Origin of the sequence: Pseudomonas sp. PDM30 (assembly GCF_019218985.1) — a bacterium.
In the GTDB taxonomy this organism is placed as follows: Bacteria; Pseudomonadota; Gammaproteobacteria; order Pseudomonadales; family Pseudomonadaceae; genus Aquipseudomonas; species Aquipseudomonas jessenii.
On sequence record NZ_JAHUWM010000006.1, the window covers coordinates 124,086 to 143,944 of the forward strand.

17 protein-coding genes and 1 pseudogene are annotated in these 19,859 nt (G+C 58.1%); 10 read left to right on the top strand and 8 right to left on the bottom strand.

The features are described from left to right. Window positions 1-6 precede the first annotated feature (6 nt). Both KW840_RS15905 and KW840_RS15910 read left to right on the top strand, forming a co-directional pair. Window positions 7-1,209, top strand: coding sequence for an efflux RND transporter periplasmic adaptor subunit (locus KW840_RS15905; RefSeq protein WP_057714140.1), 1,203 nt, complete (start codon window positions 7-9; stop codon window positions 1,207-1,209). 202 nt (window positions 1,210-1,411) lie between these two features. Next, window positions 1,412-2,944 carry a DHA2 family efflux MFS transporter permease subunit gene (locus KW840_RS15910; protein WP_090456635.1) on the top strand — a complete coding sequence of 511 codons (1,533 nt, stop codon included), beginning with the start codon at window positions 1,412-1,414 and terminating at the stop codon, window positions 2,942-2,944. 125 nt (window positions 2,945-3,069) lie between these two features. Here the strand turns inward: KW840_RS15910 and lpxH are convergent, their stop codons facing one another. Together lpxH and KW840_RS15920 are read right to left on the bottom strand one after the other, a co-directional pair. Then, window positions 3,070-3,822: a UDP-2,3-diacylglucosamine diphosphatase gene (lpxH, locus tag KW840_RS15915; RefSeq protein ID WP_090456633.1), complete on the bottom strand. Its 753-nt coding sequence runs from the start codon at window positions 3,820-3,822 to the stop codon at window positions 3,070-3,072. After that, window positions 3,819-4,322 carry a peptidylprolyl isomerase gene (locus KW840_RS15920; protein ID WP_008053603.1) on the bottom strand — a complete coding sequence of 168 codons (504 nt, stop codon included), beginning with the start codon at window positions 4,320-4,322 and terminating at the stop codon, window positions 3,819-3,821. The genes lpxH and KW840_RS15920 overlap by 4 nt, the downstream gene beginning before the upstream one ends. 250 nt (window positions 4,323-4,572) lie before the next feature. On the opposite strand from KW840_RS15920, the gene KW840_RS15925 reads away from it, so the two are divergent. Then, complete coding sequence (locus KW840_RS15925) at window positions 4,573-6,270, top strand: glutamine--tRNA ligase/YqeY domain fusion protein (protein ID WP_150812606.1); 1,698 nt, start codon at window positions 4,573-4,575, stop codon at window positions 6,268-6,270. Window positions 6,271-6,290: 20 nt separating this feature from the next. Further along, window positions 6,291-7,673: a cysteine--tRNA ligase gene (gene cysS / locus KW840_RS15930; protein WP_218496192.1), complete on the top strand. Its 1,383-nt coding sequence runs from the start codon at window positions 6,291-6,293 to the stop codon at window positions 7,671-7,673. A 216-nt stretch (window positions 7,674-7,889) separates the two neighbouring features. Here the strand turns inward: cysS and KW840_RS15935 are convergent, their stop codons facing one another. Continuing rightward, window positions 7,890-9,728 carry a sigma-54-dependent Fis family transcriptional regulator gene (locus KW840_RS15935; protein WP_218496193.1) on the bottom strand — a complete coding sequence of 613 codons (1,839 nt, stop codon included), beginning with the start codon at window positions 9,726-9,728 and terminating at the stop codon, window positions 7,890-7,892. A 378-nt stretch (window positions 9,729-10,106) separates the two neighbouring features. On the opposite strand from KW840_RS15935, the gene KW840_RS15940 reads away from it, so the two are divergent. Genes KW840_RS15940 through KW840_RS15965 form a run of 6 tightly spaced genes read left to right on the top strand, consistent with a single transcriptional unit; the run spans window position 10,107 to window position 16,060 of the window. Then, complete coding sequence (locus KW840_RS15940; protein ID WP_218496194.1) at window positions 10,107-11,201, top strand: ABC transporter ATP-binding protein; 1,095 nt, start codon at window positions 10,107-10,109, stop codon at window positions 11,199-11,201. Beyond that, the gene (locus tag KW840_RS15945; protein ID WP_057714146.1) at window positions 11,201-12,316 is read left to right on the top strand and encodes an ABC transporter ATP-binding protein; all 1,116 of its coding nucleotides are present in this window, start codon (window positions 11,201-11,203) and stop codon (window positions 12,314-12,316) included. The genes KW840_RS15940 and KW840_RS15945 overlap by 1 nt, the downstream gene beginning before the upstream one ends. After that, a complete protein-coding gene (locus KW840_RS15950) occupies window positions 12,313-13,179 on the top strand; it encodes a carbohydrate ABC transporter permease (protein WP_218496195.1) in 867 nt (288 codons plus the stop codon). Before KW840_RS15945 ends, KW840_RS15950 begins: the two co-directional genes overlap by 4 nt. 7 nt (window positions 13,180-13,186) lie before the next feature. Continuing rightward, on the top strand, window positions 13,187-13,987 hold the full coding sequence (locus tag KW840_RS15955) for a carbohydrate ABC transporter permease (protein ID WP_008046506.1): 801 nt from the start codon (window positions 13,187-13,189) through the stop codon (window positions 13,985-13,987). Between the two features lie 10 nt (window positions 13,988-13,997). Further along, entirely contained in the window at window positions 13,998-14,270 is a 273-nt protein-coding gene (locus KW840_RS15960) for a DUF2160 domain-containing protein (protein WP_057716585.1), read from the top strand. Window positions 14,271-14,317: 47 nt separating this feature from the next. Further along, entirely contained in the window at window positions 14,318-16,060 is a 1,743-nt protein-coding gene (locus KW840_RS15965) for an ABC transporter substrate-binding protein (protein WP_150755568.1), read from the top strand. A 175-nt stretch (window positions 16,061-16,235) separates the two neighbouring features. On the opposite strand, the gene KW840_RS15970 is transcribed toward KW840_RS15965, so the two are convergent. From KW840_RS15970 to KW840_RS15985, 5 genes and pseudogenes are all read right to left on the bottom strand, one after another. After that, window positions 16,236-17,270: a 2Fe-2S iron-sulfur cluster-binding protein gene (locus KW840_RS15970; protein ID WP_218496196.1), complete on the bottom strand. Its 1,035-nt coding sequence runs from the start codon at window positions 17,268-17,270 to the stop codon at window positions 16,236-16,238. A 69-nt stretch (window positions 17,271-17,339) separates the two neighbouring features. Further along, the gene (locus KW840_RS15975) at window positions 17,340-18,251 is read right to left on the bottom strand and encodes a diiron oxygenase (RefSeq protein WP_256353376.1); all 912 of its coding nucleotides are present in this window, start codon (window positions 18,249-18,251) and stop codon (window positions 17,340-17,342) included. 43 nt (window positions 18,252-18,294) lie between these two features. Beyond that, complete coding sequence (locus KW840_RS15980; protein WP_218496199.1) at window positions 18,295-18,993, bottom strand: glutamine amidotransferase; 699 nt, start codon at window positions 18,991-18,993, stop codon at window positions 18,295-18,297. 445 nt (window positions 18,994-19,438) lie between these two features. Further along, a pseudogene (locus tag KW840_RS28515) lies at window positions 19,439-19,555 on the bottom strand (PIN domain nuclease); the annotation flags it as partial. Beyond that, window positions 19,552-19,743, bottom strand: coding sequence for a hypothetical protein (locus KW840_RS15985; protein WP_218496526.1), 192 nt, complete (start codon window positions 19,741-19,743; stop codon window positions 19,552-19,554). The gene KW840_RS15985 and the pseudogene KW840_RS28515, both read right to left, overlap by 4 nt. Window positions 19,744-19,859 lie beyond the last annotated feature (116 nt).

The following is a 19,859-nucleotide window of genomic DNA, read 5'->3' on the forward strand; positions in this document are numbered from 1 at the left end:
CTTGTCATGGCCACTGCCGATACAACTCAACCTCCTGAAAACACCCAGGGCAACCCCAATTCGGGCAAGCGCAAGTTCATGCTGCTGGTCCTGGCTGCCGTCGTCGTGCTCGGTTGCGCGGGTGTCTGGGCCTACCACGAATTCTACGGGCGCTGGAGCGAAAGCACCGACGACGCCTATGTGAACGGCAACGTGGTGGAAATCACGCCGCTGGTCACCGGCACCGTGGTCAGCATCGGCGCCGATGATGGCGATCTGGTGCACGAAGGCCAGGTGCTGGTGAACTTCGACCCGAACGACGCCGAAATCGGTCTGCAAAATGCCCAGGCCAATCTGGCGCGTACCGTGCGTCAGGTGCGTGGCTTGTATAGCGATGTGGACGGCATGAAGGCCCAGGTCAACGCCCAGAAAGCCGAAGTGCAAAAGGCCCAGGACAACTTCAGCCGCCGCAAGAACCTCGCCGCCGGCGGGGCGATTTCCCAGGAAGAGCTGTCCCACGCCCGCGACGACCTGACCTCGGCGCAAAACGCCCTGGCCAATGCCGAACAAAAGCTCAAGACCACCAGCGCGCTGGTCGATGACACCGTGGTTTCATCGCACCCGGACGTGATGGCCGCCGCCGCGCAACTGCGTCAGGCCTACCTGAACAACGCCCGCAGCACCTTGATTGCGCCGGTGACCGGTTACGTGGCCAAGCGTTCTGTACAACTTGGCCAGCGCGTGCAACCGGGTACCGCGTTGATGGCGGTGATTCCCCTGGATCAGCTGTGGATCGACGCCAACTTCAAGGAAACCCAGTTGCGTGACATGCGCATCGGCCAACCGGTGGAGATCGAGACAGATCTGTACGGCAGCAGCGTCAAATACAGCGGCACCATCGACAGCCTCGGCGCCGGGACCGGCAGTGCGTTTGCCTTGCTGCCAGCGCAAAACGCCACCGGCAACTGGATCAAGATCGTGCAGCGCGTGCCGGTGCGAGTCCACGTCAACGCCGAGGAGCTGGCCAAACATCCGCTGCGGGTCGGCCTGTCGACCATGGTCGATGTGGACCTGCACGACCAGAGCGGGCCGGTGCTGGCACAACAGCCGCCGCAGAAGGCTTCGTTCAGCACCAGCGTCTACGACCGTCAGCTGACCGAGGCCGACGCGATGATCACCCAGTTGATCCACGACAACAGCGCCGCGGTCAGCAAGACCGCGCAACGCTGATTCGCCAGTCCGTCATCAACCGGAAATTGTGGGAGCGAGCTGTGGCGAGGGGGCTTGCCCCCGTTGGGCTGCGAAGCAGTCCCAAAATTTCCGATGTATCGAAGATCTTGTGAGTGCTGCGCACTCAAACGGGGGCAAGCCCCCTCGCCACAGCTCGCTCCCACAGGGTTAGCGGCGCTAGCCGAGTTTCAAAGGATTTGCGATGAGCAATAACGCGTCTTTCACACCGCCCAGCCTGTTGCTCAGCACCATCGGCCTGTCGCTGGCGACCTTCATGCAAGTGCTCGACACCACCATCGCCAACGTGGCGTTGCCGACGATCTCCGGCAACCTGGGCGTGAGTTCGGAGCAGGGCACCTGGGTGATCACCTCGTTTGCGGTGAGCAACGCCATCGCCTTGCCGCTGACCGGTTGGCTCAGTCGGCGTTTCGGCGAAGTGAAGCTGTTTGTCTGGGCGACATTGCTGTTCGTGCTGGCTTCGTTCCTGTGCGGGATTTCCACCTCGATGCCGGAGCTGGTGGGCTTCCGGGTGCTGCAAGGGGTAGTGGCCGGGCCACTGTACCCGATGACCCAGACCCTGCTGATCGCGGTTTACCCCCCGGCGAAACGGGGGCTGGCGCTAGCGCTGCTGGCGATGGTCACGGTGGTCGCGCCGATTGCCGGGCCGATCCTCGGCGGCTGGATCACCGACAGCTACAGCTGGCCGTGGATTTTCTTCATCAACGTGCCGATCGGCCTGTTCGCGGCATGGGTGGTCACCCAGCAGATGAAAAAGCGCCCGGTGGTCACCAGCCGCCAACCGATGGATTACGTCGGTCTGATCGCGCTGATCATTGGCGTCGGGGCTCTGCAGATCGTGCTCGACAAGGGCAATGATGCCGACTGGTTCGAATCCAGCTTCATCGTGATCGGCTCGGTGATTTCGGTGGTGGCCCTGGCGTTCTTCGTGATCTGGGAAATGACCGACGAACACCCGGTGGTCAACCTGCGCCTGTTCGCCCATCGTAACTTCCGCTACGGCACCATCGTGCTGATCCTGGGCTATGCCGGGTTCTTCGGGATCAACCTGATTTTGCCGCAGTGGCTGCAAACGCGGCTGGGCTATACCGCGACCTGGGCCGGTTTTGCCGTGGCCCCGCTGGGGATCCTGCCGGTGCTGCTGGCGCCGTTTGTCGGCAAGTACGCACCGAAATTCGACATGCGCCTGCTGGCGGGCGGGGCGTTCCTGGCCATCGGCCTGAGCTGTTTCATGCGCGCAGGCTTCACCAATGAAGTGGACTTCCAGCACATCGCCATGGTGCAGCTGTTCATGGGGATCGGCGTAGCGCTGTTCTTCATGCCGACCCTGACCATCCTGCTTTCGGACCTGCCACCGAACCAGATTGCCGACGGTTCGGGGCTGGCGACGTTCTTGCGGACCTTGGGCGGCAGTTTCGCGGCGTCGTTGACCACCTGGATCTGGATTCGTCGGGCGGACCAGCACCACGCCTACCTGACCGAAAGCATCACCCCCTTCGATCCGGCGACCCGCGAAGCGCTGACCCACCTGGGCGGGGCAGGGGCCAAGGCCTATACGCAGCTGGACCAGATGGTGATCAGCCAGGCGTACATCATGTCCACGGTGGACTACTTCACCTTGCTGGGCTGGATGTTCGTGGGGTTGATACTGATTGTCTGGCTGGCGAAGCCGCCGTTTACGGCGAAGGCCGGGCCAGAGGCTTCCGCGGGGCACTGACAAACGCAGTGGAACCCATGTGGGAGCGAGCTTGCTCGCGATAGCGGTGGATCAGTCAACAAAGATGTTGGATGTTAATCCGCTATCGCGAGCAAGCTCGCTCCCACATGGATCTCCTACAGCCTTCAGTTCGCGGGTGCTGCCAGTTGCGGTGGCGGAGTGAAATCAAACGGCGCCAGCGCAAACCCTTGCTCATCCACCTGCAATGCCCACCCTTGACGATCCCAATCCCCCAGCACAATGCGCCGGGCCGCTTGCTCGCCAAGCTGCAACTTGTGAATCGCGGGGCGGTGGGTGTGCCCGTGGATCAAGGTCTTCACGCCGAATTCCTGCATGATCCGCGGAATCTCTTCGGGCGTGACATCGACGATGTCATTGGCCTTCATCCGCGTTTGCGCACGGCTTTCACTGCGCAGTTTGCGCGCCAGCTTGTGCCGGGTGCGCAGCGGCAGATGCCGCAGGATGAACAGGGTGATCGGGTTGCGCAGGTAGCGACGCAGCTTCATATAGGCTTCGTCGCGGGTACAGAGGCTGTCGCCGTGCATCAGCAGCACCGGCTCGCCGTTGAACTGCACGACACTCGGATCCTTCAACAAGGTGCAGCCGGCTGCTTTGCAGAAGGCCTTGCCCAACATGAAGTCGCGATTGCCGTGCATCAGGAAAATGGCCGTGCCGCTGTCGCTCAATTCGCGCAGGGCCTGGCAGATGGAACGCTGGAAGGGTGTCATGGCGTCGTCGCCAATCCACACCTCGAAGAAGTCGCCCAGAATGTACAACGCACTCGCCGAGCGGGCGCGTCCGGCGAGCAAATCCAGAAACGCCCGGGTAATGTCCGGGCGCTCCTCTTCCAGATGTAAATCTGAAATCAGCAATATCACTCAATGATCTCGGCTTTCTCGATGATCACGTCGTCTGCCGGTACGTCCTGGTGGCCGGACTTGGAAGTGGTGGCCACGCCTTTGATCTTGTCGACAACGTCGGTGCCGGCGGTCACTTTACCGAATACCGCGTAGCCCCAGCCCTGAACGTTCTTGCCGCTGTGGTTCAGGAAGCTGTTGTCCGCCACGTTGATGAAGAACTGTGCGGAAGCCGAATGCGGCTCCATGGTGCGGGCCATGGCGACGGTGTATTTGTCGTTGGAAAGACCGTTGTCGGCTTCGTTCTGGATGCTTGGGCGCTTGTCTTTCTTTTCTTTCATGCCTGGCTCGAAACCGCCGCCCTGGATCATGAAGTTACCGATGACACGGTGGAAAACGGTGTTTTCGTAGTGACCGGCTTTAACGTACTCAACGAAGTTGGCCACGGTGATCGGGGCTTTGTCGGCGTTCAGTTCGAGGACGATGTCACCGAAGTTGGTAGTCAGTTTGACTTGGGTCATGATCGTTACTCACTAGAGGAATTCGTGGTGTTGGAACATCTCGTCCCGCCACCGGTTCAGCCTTTTTGGCCAAGGTGCGCAGTTTAGCGTGCCAGACGCGAATTTCGAGGCTGTTTTTTCATTTGCGGCCTATTAAATGCGACGGTTTACAGAGTGCGCTCTGTCAGGTACTTGACGGCATCGGCTATGATAGCGGCTTTGTTTTGTCCGGCCTTCATTACGGCCACGCACTTGTACGTTCAAGGATCCTATGAGCAAGCCCACTGTCGACCCTACCTCGAATGCCAAGACCGGCCCTGCCGTGCCGGTCAACTTCCTGCGGCCGATCATCCAGGCAGACCTGGACTCGGGCAAGCACACGCAGATCGTCACCCGTTTTCCGCCTGAACCCAACGGCTACCTGCACATCGGCCACGCCAAGTCGATCTGTGTGAACTTCGGCCTGGCCCAGGAGTTCGGCGGCGTCACGCACCTGCGTTTCGACGACACCAACCCGGCCAAGGAAGACCAGGAATACATCGACGCGATCGAAAGCGACGTCAAATGGCTGGGCTTCGAATGGTCCGGCGAAGTGCGCTACGCCTCGCAGTATTTCGACCAGTTGCATGACTGGGCGGTGGAGTTGATCAAGTCCGGCAATGCCTACGTCGACGACCTGACCCCGGAACAAGCCAAGGAATACCGTGGCAGCCTGACCGAGCCGGGCAAGAACAGCCCGTTCCGCGACCGCAGCGTCGAAGAGAACCTGGACCTGTTCGCCCGCATGAAAGCCGGCGAGTTCAAGGACGGCGCACGGGTGCTGCGGGCCAAGATCGACATGGCCTCGCCGAACATGAACCTGCGTGACCCGATCATGTATCGCATCCGTCACGCGCACCACCACCAGACCGGTGACAAGTGGTGCATCTACCCCAACTACGACTTCACCCACGGTCAGTCGGACGCCATCGAAGGCATCACCCATTCGATCTGCACCCTGGAGTTCGAAAGCCACCGTCCGCTGTACGAGTGGTTCCTCGAGCACTTGCCGGTACCGGCCAACCCGCGCCAGTACGAGTTCAGCCGCCTGAACCTGAACTACACCATCACCAGCAAGCGCAAGCTCAAGCAGCTGGTCGATGAAAAGCACGTCAACGGCTGGGACGACCCGCGCATGTCCACGCTGTCGGGTTTCCGCCGCCGTGGCTACACGCCTAAATCGATCCGCAACTTCTGCGAAATGATCGGCACCAACCGTTCCGACGGCGTGGTCGACTTCGGCATGCTCGAATTCAGCATCCGCGACGACCTCGACCACAGCGCCCCGCGCGCCATGTGCGTGTTGCGTCCACTGAAAGTCGTGATCACCAACTACCCGGAAGGCCAGGTCGAGAACCTCGAACTGCCGTGCCACCCGAAAGAAGACATGGGCGTGCGCGCGTTGCCGTTCGCCCGTGAAATCTACATCGACCGTGACGACTTCATGGAAGAGCCGCCGAAGGGCTACAAGCGCCTGGAGCCGGCCGGTGAAGTGCGTCTGCGTGGCAGCTACGTGATCCGCGCCGACGAAGCGATCAAGGACGCCGATGGCAACATCGTCGAACTGCGTTGCTCCTACGATCCGGACACCCTGGGCAAGAACCCGGAAGGTCGCAAGGTCAAAGGCGTGATCCACTGGGTGCCGGCCGCTGCCAGCGTCGAGTGCGAAGTGCGTCTGTACGATCGTCTGTTCCGTTCTCCGAACCCGGAGAAGGCCGAAGACAGCGCCAGTTTCCTGGACAACATCAACCCTGATTCGCTGCAGGTACTCACCGGTTGTCGTGCCGAGCCTTCGCTGGGCAATGCACAGCCGGAAGACCGTTTCCAGTTCGAGCGCGAAGGTTACTTCGTCGCCGATCTCAAGGACTCGAAACCAGGTCAGCCGGTATTCAACCGTACCGTGACCCTGCGTGATTCGTGGGGCCAGTGATTTAGCGTCAAGGAATAAACGTGCTTACGATCTACAACACGCTCACCAAGAGCAAAGAAGTCTTCAAGCCACTCGATGGCAACAAGGTGCGCATGTACGTGTGCGGCATGACCGTGTACGACTATTGCCACCTGGGCCACGGCCGCAGCATGGTCGCGTTCGACCTGGTGACGCGCTGGTTGCGCTTCAGCGGCTACGACCTGACCTACGTGCGCAACATCACCGACATCGACGACAAGATCATCAATCGGGCCAACGAGAACGGCGAGTCGTTCGAAGCCTTGACCGAGCGCATGATCGCGGCGATGCACGAAGATGAAGCGCGCCTGAACATCAAGAAGCCGGACATGGAGCCGCGTGCCACGGATCACATCCCTGGCATGCACGCGATGATCCAGACCCTGATCGACAAGGGCTACGCCTACGCCCCGGGCAATGGCGACGTGTACTACCGCGTCGGCAAGTTCATGGGCTACGGCAAGCTGTCGCGCAAGAAGATCGAAGACCTGCGCATCGGCGCACGCATCGAAGTCGACGAATCCAAGCAGGACCCGCTGGACTTCGTATTGTGGAAAGCCGCCAAACCGGGCGAACCGAGCTGGGAATCACCGTGGGGCGCCGGGCGTCCGGGCTGGCACATCGAGTGCTCGGTGATGTCCACCTGCTGCCTGGGCGAGACCTTCGACATTCATGGCGGCGGCAGCGACCTTGAGTTCCCGCACCACGAAAACGAAATTGCCCAAAGCGAAGCGGCCACCGGCAAGACCTACGCCAACGCCTGGATGCATTGCGGCATGATCCGTATCAATGGCGAGAAGATGTCCAAGTCCTTGAACAACTTCTTCACCATTCGCGACGTGCTCGACAAGTACCACCCGGAAGTCGTGCGTTACCTGCTGGTGTCGAGCCACTACCGTAGCGCCATCAACTACTCGGAAGACAACCTCAAGGACGCCAAAGGCGCCCTGGAGCGTTTCTACCACGCGTTGAAAGGCCTGCCGAACGTGGTTCCGGCGGGCGGCGAAGCCTTCGTCGAGCGCTTCACCCAGGTGATGAACGACGACTTCGGTACGCCGGAAGCCTGCGCGGTGCTGTTCGAGATGGTTCGCGAGATCAACCGTCTGCGCGAGAGCGATCTGAACGCAGCGGCCGGTCTGGCAGCCCGTTTGAAAGAACTGGCCAGCGTGTTGGGTGTGTTGCAACTCGAAGCCGATGACTTCCTGCAGGCCGGCGCCGAAGGGCGCGTGGATGCCGCTGAAGTCGAGGCGCTGATTGCCGCGCGTCTGGCGGCACGCGCCGGCAAGGACTGGGCCGAATCCGACCGCATCCGCGACCAGCTCACCGCCATGGGCGTGGTGCTGGAGGACGGCAAGGGCGGCACGACCTGGCGTCTGGCTGACTGATTGCTTGATCCCGCTGTAAAACAAAACCCGCCTTGTGCGGGTTTTTGTTTTTGCGGTTGGACTCCAGGCTTGTGTTGACAGGGCAGACGCCACCGCGAGCAAGCTCGCTCCCACAGGTTCTGTGGTATGCGCAGATTTTGTGTTCGACACGGACACTGTGGGAGCGAGCTTGCTCGCGATGGTCTCAAGCCGAATATTACCGCTGCGATTCACTCGTCATTCAGTCTGGCGCAACCGCTTGTAAAGGGTATTGCGACTAACCCCCAACCGCCGCGCCAGATGGGAAATATTCCCCCCAACCGCCTGCAGCTGCCGATTCAACTCCTCGGCATCATCAAGATCAACCGCCAACGGCTCCTGCGACTCCACCGGTTCCATCTCCAGATCGACAAAAAAATCATCTGGCAAATGCTCCGGCCTTATCGGTTGTTCCTCGGCCATGGCCAACGCCACCTGCATCACGCTGCTGACCTGACGCAGGTTTCCCGGCCACGGATGGCGCTCGAACAGCTCCAATACCTCGCGGCTCAGTCCGGCCCATTGGCTTGGCTCGCGATGCTGTTCCCACAGGCGTTTGAACAACGCCTCTTTATCACTGCGCTCTCTTAACGGTGGCAGTTCCAGGGTCAGGCCGCCGATGCGGTAATACAGATCTTCACGAAACCGCCCCAGTTGTACCTGTTCGCGCAACGAGCGATTGGTCGCTGAAATGATGCGCAAGTCCACAGGAAACAACTCGCTGCTGCCCACGGGCTGCACGCAGCGCTCCTGCAACACCCGCAACAGTCGCGCCTGGGTTGGCAGTGGCATATCGCCGATTTCATCGAGGAACAGCGTGCCTTTGTCAGCCTTGCGGATCAGGCCGATGCTGCCTTTCTGGTTGGCGCCGGTGAACGCGCCTTTCTCGTAGCCGAACAGCTCTGACTCGACCAGTTCGGCGGGGATCGCTGCACAGTTCACCGCAATAAACGCCTGTTTGCTGCGAGAGCTGGCCTGATGCAGGGCTTTGACGAAAACTTCCTTGCCGACGCCAGTCTCGCCGTGGATTAACAGCGGAATGTCTTTTTCCAGCAACCGCTCGGCCTGGCGCACAGCTTTTTCCACGCGGCTGTCGCCGAAGTGCAGGGTGTTGAGGCTGATCGCGGCCGGTGTTGGCGCAGTCACGGCAGGTTCGGCGAACACTCGCGGCTGAATCGGAACCTGCTTGGGTCTTTTCAGCAGACACTGGAAGCGGTTGCGCCCGGAAGCCTGCAGCGAGAAGGGCAAGCCTTCGGGTTGATTCAGCAACTCCAGCAGCGAGACCTTGAACAGGCTTTCGACACTGACCCGCGACAGGCTGATGCCCAGCAGGTTGTCGGCCCGGCGGTTGGCCGACAGCACCTGGCCGGTTTCATCGAATATCAGCAATCCGGCCCACTGACTGTCGAGGTTGTTCAGCCCGGTGTTGAACGTCAGCTGAAAATGCTGGCCATGGAACAGGTTGAGGATCAACCGGTTTTCCACGGTCTGGCTCATCATCTTGACCATGCCCAGCGTGTGGGAGGGCGGCAGGTAGCTGTCGCTGGACACGTCCAGCACCGCGATCACCTTGCGCTCGGTATCGAATATCGGCGCGGCGGAACCGGTCATGAAGCGGTTGGCCTTGAGGAAATGTTCGTCGTGCTCGATGTGCACCGCTTGCTCGCAGGCCAGGGCGGTGCCAATGGCGTTGGTGCCGGTGCAGCGTTCCATCCAGCTGGCGCCGGCGCTGAAACCCCGGGCCAGTTTCGGTTCGATAAAGCGCTGGGTGCCCCACGACGTGAGCACCTGGCCCTGATGGTCGGCGAGCATGATCAGGCAATTGGAGTTGCTCAGGATGTTCTCGTAGTAGGGCAGCACTTCCTGATGGGTGGTTTGCACCAGTGAATGCTGGCTCTCCAGCAATTGCGCGATGCCTGCGGCCGGCAATTGGTCGAATGCCGGCGTGCTCTGATGACTGAGGCCGAACGCGCGGCAACGGGACCAGGAGTCCTGGATGATGGCGTCGTGGGACAACGGCGATGCGGGTGCGGCCATGGCAGTCGATCTCTGAGCAAGCTTTTATTGTTGTTATTCAATTACACATGGCGCCCTGTGTAGGAGCGAGCATGCTCGCGATGGACGTGAGGTCGCCTCGTTCCTTCAGGCAGCCCTCGTCACGTTGACCTCCATCGCGAGCAAGCTCACTCCTACAAGGGCCGGAATACGGTCTGTAGAGTGTTGTTCACTAATGTTCATTGTCAACCGTTGAAGTGTTCAGTTGTTCAGTCGCGGTTGTTCATTTGTGTTCAGCAATGAACGTGACTCTGTAGTCATTTTCAGGAATTTCAAACTGAATCAATCGTTTGCAATTTCTGGCACAAATGTCGCTATACAGCTCCGGTCGCTTGACTCCAATAAGAAAAAGGCCGAGCCATGTCACTCACCCTGGAACACGTCAGCCGCACCGTCGAGGGCCAGACCTGGATCGACGATGCCAACCTGAGTTTTGAACCCGGTTCCTTCAACGTTTTGCTGGGTCGCACCTTGTCCGGCAAAACCAGCCTGATGCGCCTGATGGCCGGTCTGGACAAGCCCGACAGCGGCCGCATCCTGATGAACGGCGTCGACGTCACCCAACGGCCCGTGCGCTTGCGCAATGTGTCGATGGTCTATCAGCAGTTCATCAACTACCCGACCATGACAGTGTTCGACAACATCGCCTCGCCGCTGCGTCAGGCCGGTGTTTCCAGCGAGCAAATTCAGAGCAAGGTGCTGGAAACCGCGAAGATGCTGCGCATCGAGAGGTTTCTCAAACGCTATCCGCTGGAGCTTTCCGGTGGTCAGCAACAACGCACGGCCATGGCCCGGGCGCTGGTCAAGGATGCCGAGCTGATCCTGTTCGACGAGCCGCTGGTCAACCTCGACTACAAGTTGCGCGAAGAACTGCGCCAGGAAATGCGCGAGCTGTTCAAGGCGCGCCACACCATCGCGATCTACGCCACCACCGAGCCCAACGAGGCCCTGGCCCTGGGCGGCACCACCACCATTCTTCACGAAGGCCGGGTGATCCAGAGCGGCCAGTCTTCGTCGGTCTATCATCAGCCGCAAACGGTGCTGGCGGCGGAGCTGTTCTCCGAGCCGCCGATCAACCTGATGCCGGGGCGCATTGCCGGCAACGAAGTGAGTTTCGCCAATTTCGTGCACTTCCCGCTGAATGTCGATCTGCGCCCGGTAGGCGAGGGCGAGTTCCGTTTCGGCGTGCGACCCAGCCATATCTCGCTGGTGCCGAGCAACGACGATGACCTCGAATTGGCGGTGACTGTCGAAGTCGCGGAAATCAGTGGCTCGGAAACCTTTCTGCACGTGCGCAACGAGCATTTCCTGCTGGTGCTGCACTTGCCCGGCGTTCACGAATACGACGTCGATGCGCCGATCCGCATCTACATCCCGACCCATAAACTGTTTGTGTTCGATACGCAGGGGCGGCTGGTCCAGGCGCCGGGCCGGCGTGTCACGAGGGTTGCCTGATGGCCGAAATCCGTTTGCAGAACCTCGCCCACAGCTACACCAAGACTCCGGCGGGGCCGGAGGACTACGCGATCCGCGAGATGGACCACATCTGGGAGCAGGGTGGCGCCTACGCGTTGCTTGGCCCTTCGGGCTGTGGCAAATCGACCTTGCTCAACATCATTTCCGGGCTGCTCAGCCCGTCCCAGGGCCATGTGCTGTTCGACGGTAAAGCGGTCAACAACCTGACCCCGGAGAAGCGCAACATCGCCCAGGTTTTCCAGTTCCCGGTGGTCTACGACACCATGACGGTGTTTGACAACCTGGCCTTTCCGCTGCGCAATCAGGGCATGGCCGAGGCCCGGGTGCATAGCAAGGTGCAGGAAATCGCCGAAGTTCTCGACCTGCAGAACCTGTTGAGCAAAAAGGCCCGCAACCTCACCGCCGACGAAAAACAGAAAGTCTCCATGGGGCGTGGGCTGGTGCGCGACGACGTGTCGGCGATTCTGTTCGATGAGCCGCTGACGGTGATCGACCCGCACCTCAAGTGGAAACTGCGGCGCAAGCTCAAGCAGATCCACGAACAGTTCAACATCACCATGGTCTACGTCACCCACGATCAGCTGGAGGCCTCGACCTTCGCCGACAAGATTGCGGTGATGTACGGCGGGCAGATCGTGCAGTTCGGTACGCCAAGGGAGTTGTTCGAGCGCCCGAGCCACACCTTTGTCGGCTACTTCATTGGCAGCCCCGGGATGAACCTGATCGAGGTGCAGCCGCAACCGGGTGGCGTCGGTTTCGCCTCGACTCACCTGCCGCTGTCCGAGGCGATGCAGCAGCGTATTGCTGAATCGGAGTGGAAAACCCTGAAGGTCGGCATTCGCCCGGAGTTCGTCCATGTGTGGGACGAAGCCTTTGATGACGCTCTGCGGGCACAGGTCGTACACGTCGAAGACCTGGGCACCTACAAGATCATGACCCTCAACCTCGATGGCGTCCCCCTGAAAGTGCGCCTGGCCGAAGACAAGCCGGTGCCGCAAGGCACGGCGTACATCAGTTTTCCGGCACAGTGGCTGATGGTCTACGCCGATGAATTCCTGCTCGAAGCCAATGCCAACCAAGAGGCGCAGCCATGAACAAGGTGCAGAACAACAAGGCCTGGTGGCTGGTGCTGCCGGTGTTCCTGCTGGTGGCGTTCAGTGCGGTGATCCCGATGATGACCGTGGTCAACTATTCGGTGCAGGACATCTTCGACCAGTCCAGCCGCTACTTCGTCGGCGCCGATTGGTACAAGCAGGTGCTGCTCGATCCGCGCCTGCACGACTCGTTGCTGCGTCAGTTCATCTACTCGGCCTGCGTGCTGTTGATCGAAATCCCGCTGGGGATTGCGATTGCCCTGACCATGCCGACCAAGGGGCGCTGGTCGTCGGTGGTGCTGATCATCCTGGCGATTCCGTTGCTGATCCCGTGGAACGTGGTCGGCACCATCTGGCAGATCTTCGGCCGGGCCGACATCGGTCTGCTGGGGGCGAGCCTCAAGACCATGGGCATCAGCTACAACTATGCGGCGAACACCATGGACGCCTGGGTCACCGTACTGGTGATGGACGTCTGGCACTGGACCTCGCTGGTGGCGCTGTTGTGCTTCTCCGGCCTGCGGGCGATTCCGGATGTGTATTACCAGGCGGCGCGGATCGACCGTGCCTCGGCCTGGGCGGTGTTCCGGCATATCCAGTTGCCCAAGCTCAAGAGTGTGCTGCTGATCGCGGTGATGCTGCGCTTCATGGACAGTTTCATGATCTACACCGAGCCCTTCGTGCTTACGGGTGGCGGTCCGGGCAATTCCACGACCTTCTTGAGCCAGACCCTGACGCAAATGGCGATCGGGCAGTTCGACCTGGGGCCGGCCGCCGCATTCTCGCTGGTGTACTTCCTGATCATCCTGTTGGTGTCCTGGCTGTTCTACACCGCCATGACTCACTCCGACGCCAACCGCTGAGGCCATCATGAGCAAGAGAAAGCTGATTCCACTGCTGATCTACATCCTGTTCCTGCTGGTGCCGATCTACTGGCTGCTGAACATGTCCTTCAAGAGCAACAGCGAAATCCTCGGTGGCCTGACGTTGTTTCCGCAGGATTTCACCCTGGCGAACTACAAGGTGATCTTCACCGATCCAAGCTGGTACACCGGCTACATCAACTCGGCGTACTACGTGAGCCTGAACACGATCATTTCCCTGACCGTGGCCTTGCCGGCAGCCTATGCGTTCTCGCGCTACCGCTTCCTCGGTGACAAGCACCTGTTCTTCTGGCTGCTGACCAACCGCATGGCGCCACCGGCGGTGTTCCTGTTGCCGTTCTTCCAGCTGTATTCCTCGATCGGGCTGTTCGATACCCACATCGCCGTGGCCCTGGCCCATTGCCTGTTCAACGTGCCGCTGGCGGTGTGGATTCTCGAAGGCTTCATGTCCGGCGTGCCCAAGGAGATCGACGAAACCGCCTACATCGACGGCTACAGTTTCCCCAAGTTCTTCGTGAAGATTTTCATCCCGCTGATCGGCTCCGGCATCGGCGTCACGGCGTTCTTCTGCTTCATGTTTTCCTGGGTCGAACTGCTGCTGGCGCGAACCCTCACTTCGGTGAACGCCAAACCGATCGCAGCGGTGATGACCCGCACGGTCTCGGCATCCGGTATCGACTGGGGCGTGCTGGCGGCGGCGGGGGTGTTGACCATCCTGCCGGGCATGCTGGTGATCTGGTTTGTTCGCAACCACGTGGCCAAGGGCTTTGCCCTGGGTCGGGTATGAGGAACTGATGATGGAATGGATGAGTTGGACCGTCCCCACGGCGGCGTTCTTCGGTGTCATTGCCTTGATCCTGGTGGGCATGACCACCTGGGAATTGCGTTCGCCGAGCGTGCTCAGGCGAGGTTTTCTGCCGATTGCAACCACCCGTGGCGATCGGTTGTTTATCGGTCTTCTCGGCAGCGCCTACCTGCATCTGCTGGTAATCGGCGTCACCGACTGGAGCATCTGGGTCGCCTTCGCGATGTCCCTGGTGTGGCTGTTGGCTGTGATGCGTTGGGGCTAGTCGAATCGCTCGGCAATGTTGCTCCGAAACTCAATAAGGAGGTCTCTATGTTCGACAAAAACAATAAGCTGCGACATAGCATTTCATTGGCAGCCATGCTGGCACTCAGCGGTTTGAGCGCATCTGCCTGGGCCGATGCCTATGAAGACGCGGCGAAGAAATGGATCGGCAGTGAATTCAAGCCGTCCACCCTGACGGCCGATCAACAACTCGAAGAGCTGAAGTGGTTCATCAAGGCGGCGGAGCCGTTTCGCGGGATGAGCATCAAAGTGGTGTCGGAAACCATCGCCACCCACGAGTATGAGTCCAAGGTGCTGGCCAAGGCCTTCACCGAGATCACCGGGATCAAGCTGACCCACGACCTGCTGCAGGAAGGCGACGTGGTGGAAAAGCTGCAGACCCAGATGCAGTCGGACAAGAACATCTATGACGGCTGGGTCAACGACTCGGACCTGATCGGTACACACTTCCGTTACGGCAAGACCGAATCGATCACCGACCTGATGGCCAACGAGGGCAAGAACTTCACCTCGCCGACCCTAGACATCAAGGACTTCATCGGCATCTCCTTCACCACCGCGCCGGACGGCAAGATCTATCAATTGCCCGACCAGCAGTTCGCCAACCTGTACTGGTTCCGCGCCGACTGGTTCGAGCGTGCGGACCTGAAGGCCAAGTTCAAGGAAAAGTACGGCTACGAGTTGGGCGTACCGGTGAACTGGTCGGCCTATGAAGACATCGCCAAATTCTTCAGCGAAGACGTCAAGGAAATCGACGGCAAGCGCGTTTACGGGCACATGGATTACGGCAAGAAAGACCCGTCGCTGGGTTGGCGTTTCACCGATGCCTGGTTCTCCATGGCAGGCGCTGGCGATAAAGGCATACCTAACGGCTTGCCGGTGGACGAGTGGGGGATCCGCGTCGAGGATTGTCATCCGGTCGGCTCCAGCGTGACCCGCGGTGGCGACACCAACGGCCCGGCAGCAGTGTATGCGACCACCAAGTACGTTGACTGGATGAAGAAGTACGCGCCACCGGAAGCGGCGGGCATGACTTTCTCCGAATCAGGTCCCGTGCCATCCCAGGGCAACATTGCCCAGCAGATCTTCTGGTACACCGCATTTACCGCCGACATGACCAAGCCTGGCCTTCCGGTGATGAACGCCGACGGCACGCCGAAATGGCGCATGGCGCCTTCGCCGAAAGGTCCATATTGGGAAGAGGGCATGAAGCTCGGTTATCAGGACGCCGGCTCCTGGACATTCATGAAGTCCACGCCTGAGAAACAAAAACTGGCGGCCTGGCTGTACGCGCAGTTCGTGACCTCGAAAACCGTTTCGCTGAAGAAAACCATCGTCGGCCTGACCCCGATCCGCGAATCGGACATCAACTCCCAGGCCATGACCGACCTGGCGCCGAAACTCGGTGGCCTGGTGGAGTTCTACCGCAGCCCGGCCCGCGTGCAATGGACCCCGACCGGGACCAACGTGCCTGATTATCCTCGCCTCGCGCAGTTGTGGTGGAGCCACATCGCCGAAGCCGCCAGCGGCGAGAAAACCCCGCAAGAGGCGCTGGATGGCCTGGCCAAGGATCAGGACGCAATCATGACCCGTCTGGAACGCTCGAAGGCACAAGCCACCTGCGCCCCGAAAATGAACCCCGAACGCGATGCGCAATACTGGTTCGACCAACCGGGCGCACCGAAGCCGAAACTGGCGAACGAAAAGCCTAAGGGTGAAACCGTGAGCTACGCCGAACTGCTGAAATCGTGGGAGGCGGCGCGCAAGTAAAGCACTGGAGTTGTGAAAGGCGAACGGCACCGGGAGGTGCCGTTTTTTATAGTTGCTTGTGTCACCGCATTCGCCGGCAAGTTGGCTTGTTGGGTCGCCGCATCGCAGCGAAAACGTCGTTGAAACGATGTCGATAGTTCAGATCACCGCGCCACCCTCGGTTCGTGCAAGCCGGTCAGATCTCAATTGAGAGCTCGCCACCCTCGGCATATGTGCAACAAGCTAATGCGAAACCCGCCTCCAGTTCCGTAGTGCTGAGCGAGAAGTCAGGCGCTCTTTTGCATGCCCCGGAAATAACCTTGATCCTGCAACTGCCACAGATGCCTGAGCGACACTGACTGCGGATGGGTACCTGGTTGGCTTCCAACGCATCAAGCAGCGTTTGTCCACTACTGACCTGGAAATGGTGGTCCTGCTGATTTGATCGAGCACAGACAGTGGTCAGCGGGCTGTGTTCGGCTGCCGGTCCTGATTGTTCCATGCTGCTGAACGCTTCGATGTAACAGGGGATGTTGTTGTTCAGCTCCTTGACCAATACCTGCTGGGCGACGGAAAAGCCATGGCTGCCGCAAATGACTGCCGCGTCGACGGGAACTGAATCCGGTAAGGAAAGTTTAACCAGCCGTCCTCCGGTAAAGTGGTGAGAGTGTGTATCGATTGATTCTCGAGTAATAAAAAAACGAACGTTGAACCAGTTCGATCGAAACGCTAAGGCGAGGAGTTCCGCGAGGAAAGGTATGCTCGCAATCGTAGGTGAACTAACCAGCAGCGTTACTCTGGGAATGGGTTTATCTTTGCTTTCAAGCTCGACAAGGCTACGGATCAGCGCGATCGGCAATGTGATGCCGATACCGCCTGCCAGCATCAAGACATGCCGGTAGGCGATAATACTGTCCGAAGTGATGTTGCCACCAACGTTGGAAAAACAAAGGAGTGATCCGCAGCCGACGTTCGAATACAAAGTGTCCGATACTCCATTGTTGCCGGTGCGCTTGACCGTGATTTCAATTTGATTGATATCTCGCACCGCCGTGATCGAGTAATTACGTTGTTGTGCCGTGCCAGAGCGGTCTGGGTGATTGATCGCAATATATCGTCCCGGCTTTAATTCATTGGGTTCAATGCATTGGGGCAATCGCAGCAGGTAAGTCTTCGTGTTGGTTGCTGCATCTGAGATTTTCTCGCAACTCAAGAACGTAAGCCGCTCCATGGTCGTCCCCTTCATGGTAAAGAGATAAGTACGTTTTTTAATGAGTTGTTCAAGAAGTGCCAGCTGATATCAGTGGGTTTCTTCGAGACCTATTCTGCTCAGTAATTTGTCGACCGATTCGGTGTAAACGTTGACTTCGCCAAGTGTCGCCGTGTCGTGGATGATGTCCGCATAGCGAGGCAGGCGAGCATGAGAAAAAGCCATTTCCCACGCCCCCATTTCATTGTTTGCAAACATTGATACGGTTTTTTTAATAATGGCCTTTAAATGCGTTTTTTCATGTTGAGATAGCGTCGATATCAGATCTGCCGCTACATAACTGAATACACTGGAATGACTCCATTCATCCATCGCATGGGTCTTGGTGACTTGATGGCAAATGCTTTGAACGGAACTGTCTTCGGCCAGCGTTTTAAGATAGTCCGTAATCAGCGTTTCACTGGCGCAGGCGATACCGAAGCGAGTGAGTCTGCGCTCCCATTCGGCAGAACAGGACGATAGCACCCAATTCTTCCATTTGATCAGGTTGAAGTCGGTGAAATTCAGGTGTGCAAGATCTCTGTGGTGATAAATGTAGTTGCATGCGGTGACCGATATCTTGGTGTGCAGTGCTTCGTCAAGCAGTGCTTCGGAGATGGACTCCTGAAGCAATGCTCGATTCCTGGTTGCGCTGGGTGGCGTTTTGATGATGTCTTCGCAGGCTGGCGTGACGATGTCGCATTCGATATAAATGGTTTTCAGGTTGTAGATGATCCATGCATAGGAAAGGCATGTTGATTTCATTTCGGGAGAGGCTTCGATCCAGGCAGGGTGATTTCTGAAGGGAAGCAAGCTCTCGCAAAAGTCGTTTTTGCCGGGATCGAAGGCTAGCTCGGAATAAGTAGGTTGTTTGTTATTGACTGCGGCTCGGGTGCTCCAAAGCACCGAAAGTTTTTCGAGCATCTGTGCAACCGAGTAAGTTTGAATGTCGTGAGTGTTCATGATAGTTACCTTTTGTTCTAAATAGTCGGCCCGATGAGCTTTGTTAGAGTGGCAGGTCGAGCCAGTTTGAAATGATTTTCGGGGCAACGGTTTTCAATGACTTACCGTGTAAAGCTACCTGTCGACGCAAGTCGCGAGGGTCAATTGAGGCCATGTTCAATTCGGCTGCGTGACCGATCAGCCATTGTTCAAAGCGGTCAGGATCAATTTCCAGGTGGAACTGCAGACCCAGTATGTTTTTGCCGACACTAAACGCCTGATTGGCACAGAGTTTACTGCTCGCCAAGTGATGAGCCCCTTTGGGGATGTCGAATTGATCTCCGTGCCAATGCAATACGGCGACATCGTCGTTCAATAGATCAAGGCAGGAAGGGGGGGCGTCATTACTCAACTGTAAAGGGCTGAAGCCAATCTCCAAGTGCCCCATTGGATAAACGGAGGCTCCCAACACCCTCGCTATCAGCTGGGCACCAAGACAGATTCCCAACGTTTTCTTGTTGCTTTGCAAACGTGCGTTGATAAGTGCAATTTCATTTTCTATGAATGGGTATTTTTTTTCATCATAAGCACCGATCGGCCCTCCCAATATCACCATCAGATCAGGCGTTATGGGATCAACTGCCCGCAGCTCTTCCGAAGAGGCATCAATAATATGAATATTATAGTTGCGTTGAATCAACGGCTGTTCAAGTGTGCCAAGATCTTCAAAGTTTAAGTGTCGAATCACGAGTGCGTTTTTCATTGTGGCCCGTTTCTTGTAGTTGATCTGGGCGATAAATTAAACTCGGTACTCAGGTGTTGTCGAACGGCAAAATGTAAGAATTATGCAATAACATTTTTGTTTGTTTGGGTTTTTATCCGTCGCCGGCCTCAATTCACTATGAATGCGAGGACTTTCTGACTCAGTCTTTAGGGGACGTGATGCAAACGCCGAATAAAGATTGAATATATGTGACAAGAACTGACGTTCACATGGGAAGCATCCCTTCGGAAACCTGAATCAATAGCTGCTTGCAATGCTTGGTTCTTGCTGTCGGCGATTTCTGATGGGACATACAGATATTCTCCGGCAATAGGGTGGGCATCGATCTTAAAAAAACCAAACGCAAAAACGCCACTCGGAGGTGCCGATTTGTTTGGCCAGTGCCCCCGGATCGCCCCCGGAGCAGGCTCGCGAACAGGCCATCCGCTGCGCTGACATAAATGTCGGCAGCGTTCTCAATGAGCTTTCTGGCTTTACCCGAAAGCTGCGGATCATCACTGAGTGTCCAGAGTAAATTACGCGTGTCGAGTAGAAGCCTCATTCGTGAGTGCCTTCAAAAACATCAAGCATTTCAACTGGTAGTGGCGCGTCAAAATCTTCTGGAAGCACCAATTTGCCTTTCATCGTTCCGATTCGCTGCCCGACATTACCTTTGCGTTCGGCAGCAAAGGCATCGAAACCCTCTACGATTTCGGAAAAAATCTCACGTTTTATTGTTAGTTCTCGCATTGGTTTATCAATCTAGAAGTCATTCAAGATAGAACCAAGTGCTCAATGCTGGATGTAGGACGAGGCGGGTAATCCCGCATGAGCTTTCGGGGATTGTCGGAGGAGGGGAGCGCGCC

Bases quoted from the DNA above. Each gene is read 5' to 3' on its own strand.
- KW840_RS15905 (WP_057714140.1), top strand. From the start codon at position 7: ATGGCCACTGCCGATACAACTCAACCTCCTGAAAACACCCAGGGCAAC.
- KW840_RS15910 (WP_090456635.1), top strand. From the start codon at position 1,412: ATGAGCAATAACGCGTCTTTCACACCGCCCAGCCTGTTGCTCAGCACC.
- KW840_RS15920 (WP_008053603.1), bottom strand. From the start codon at position 4,322: ATGACCCAAGTCAAACTGACTACCAACTTCGGTGACATCGTCCTCGAA.
- KW840_RS15925 (WP_150812606.1), top strand. From the start codon at position 4,573: ATGAGCAAGCCCACTGTCGACCCTACCTCGAATGCCAAGACCGGCCCT.
- KW840_RS15935 (WP_218496193.1), bottom strand. From the start codon at position 9,728: ATGGCCGCACCCGCATCGCCGTTGTCCCACGACGCCATCATCCAGGAC.
- KW840_RS15940 (WP_218496194.1), top strand. From the start codon at position 10,107: ATGTCACTCACCCTGGAACACGTCAGCCGCACCGTCGAGGGCCAGACC.
- KW840_RS15945 (WP_057714146.1), top strand. From the start codon at position 11,201: ATGGCCGAAATCCGTTTGCAGAACCTCGCCCACAGCTACACCAAGACT.
- KW840_RS15950 (WP_218496195.1), top strand. From the start codon at position 12,313: ATGAACAAGGTGCAGAACAACAAGGCCTGGTGGCTGGTGCTGCCGGTG.
- KW840_RS15955 (WP_008046506.1), top strand. From the start codon at position 13,187: ATGAGCAAGAGAAAGCTGATTCCACTGCTGATCTACATCCTGTTCCTG.
- KW840_RS15960 (WP_057716585.1), top strand. From the start codon at position 13,998: ATGGAATGGATGAGTTGGACCGTCCCCACGGCGGCGTTCTTCGGTGTC.
- KW840_RS15965 (WP_150755568.1), top strand. From the start codon at position 14,318: ATGTTCGACAAAAACAATAAGCTGCGACATAGCATTTCATTGGCAGCC.
- KW840_RS15970 (WP_218496196.1), bottom strand. From the start codon at position 17,270: ATGGAGCGGCTTACGTTCTTGAGTTGCGAGAAAATCTCAGATGCAGCA.
- KW840_RS15975 (WP_256353376.1), bottom strand. From the start codon at position 18,251: ATGAACACTCACGACATTCAAACTTACTCGGTTGCACAGATGCTCGAA.
- KW840_RS15980 (WP_218496199.1), bottom strand. From the start codon at position 18,993: ATGAAAAACGCACTCGTGATTCGACACTTAAACTTTGAAGATCTTGGC.
- KW840_RS15985 (WP_218496526.1), bottom strand. From the start codon at position 19,743: ATGCGAGAACTAACAATAAAACGTGAGATTTTTTCCGAAATCGTAGAG.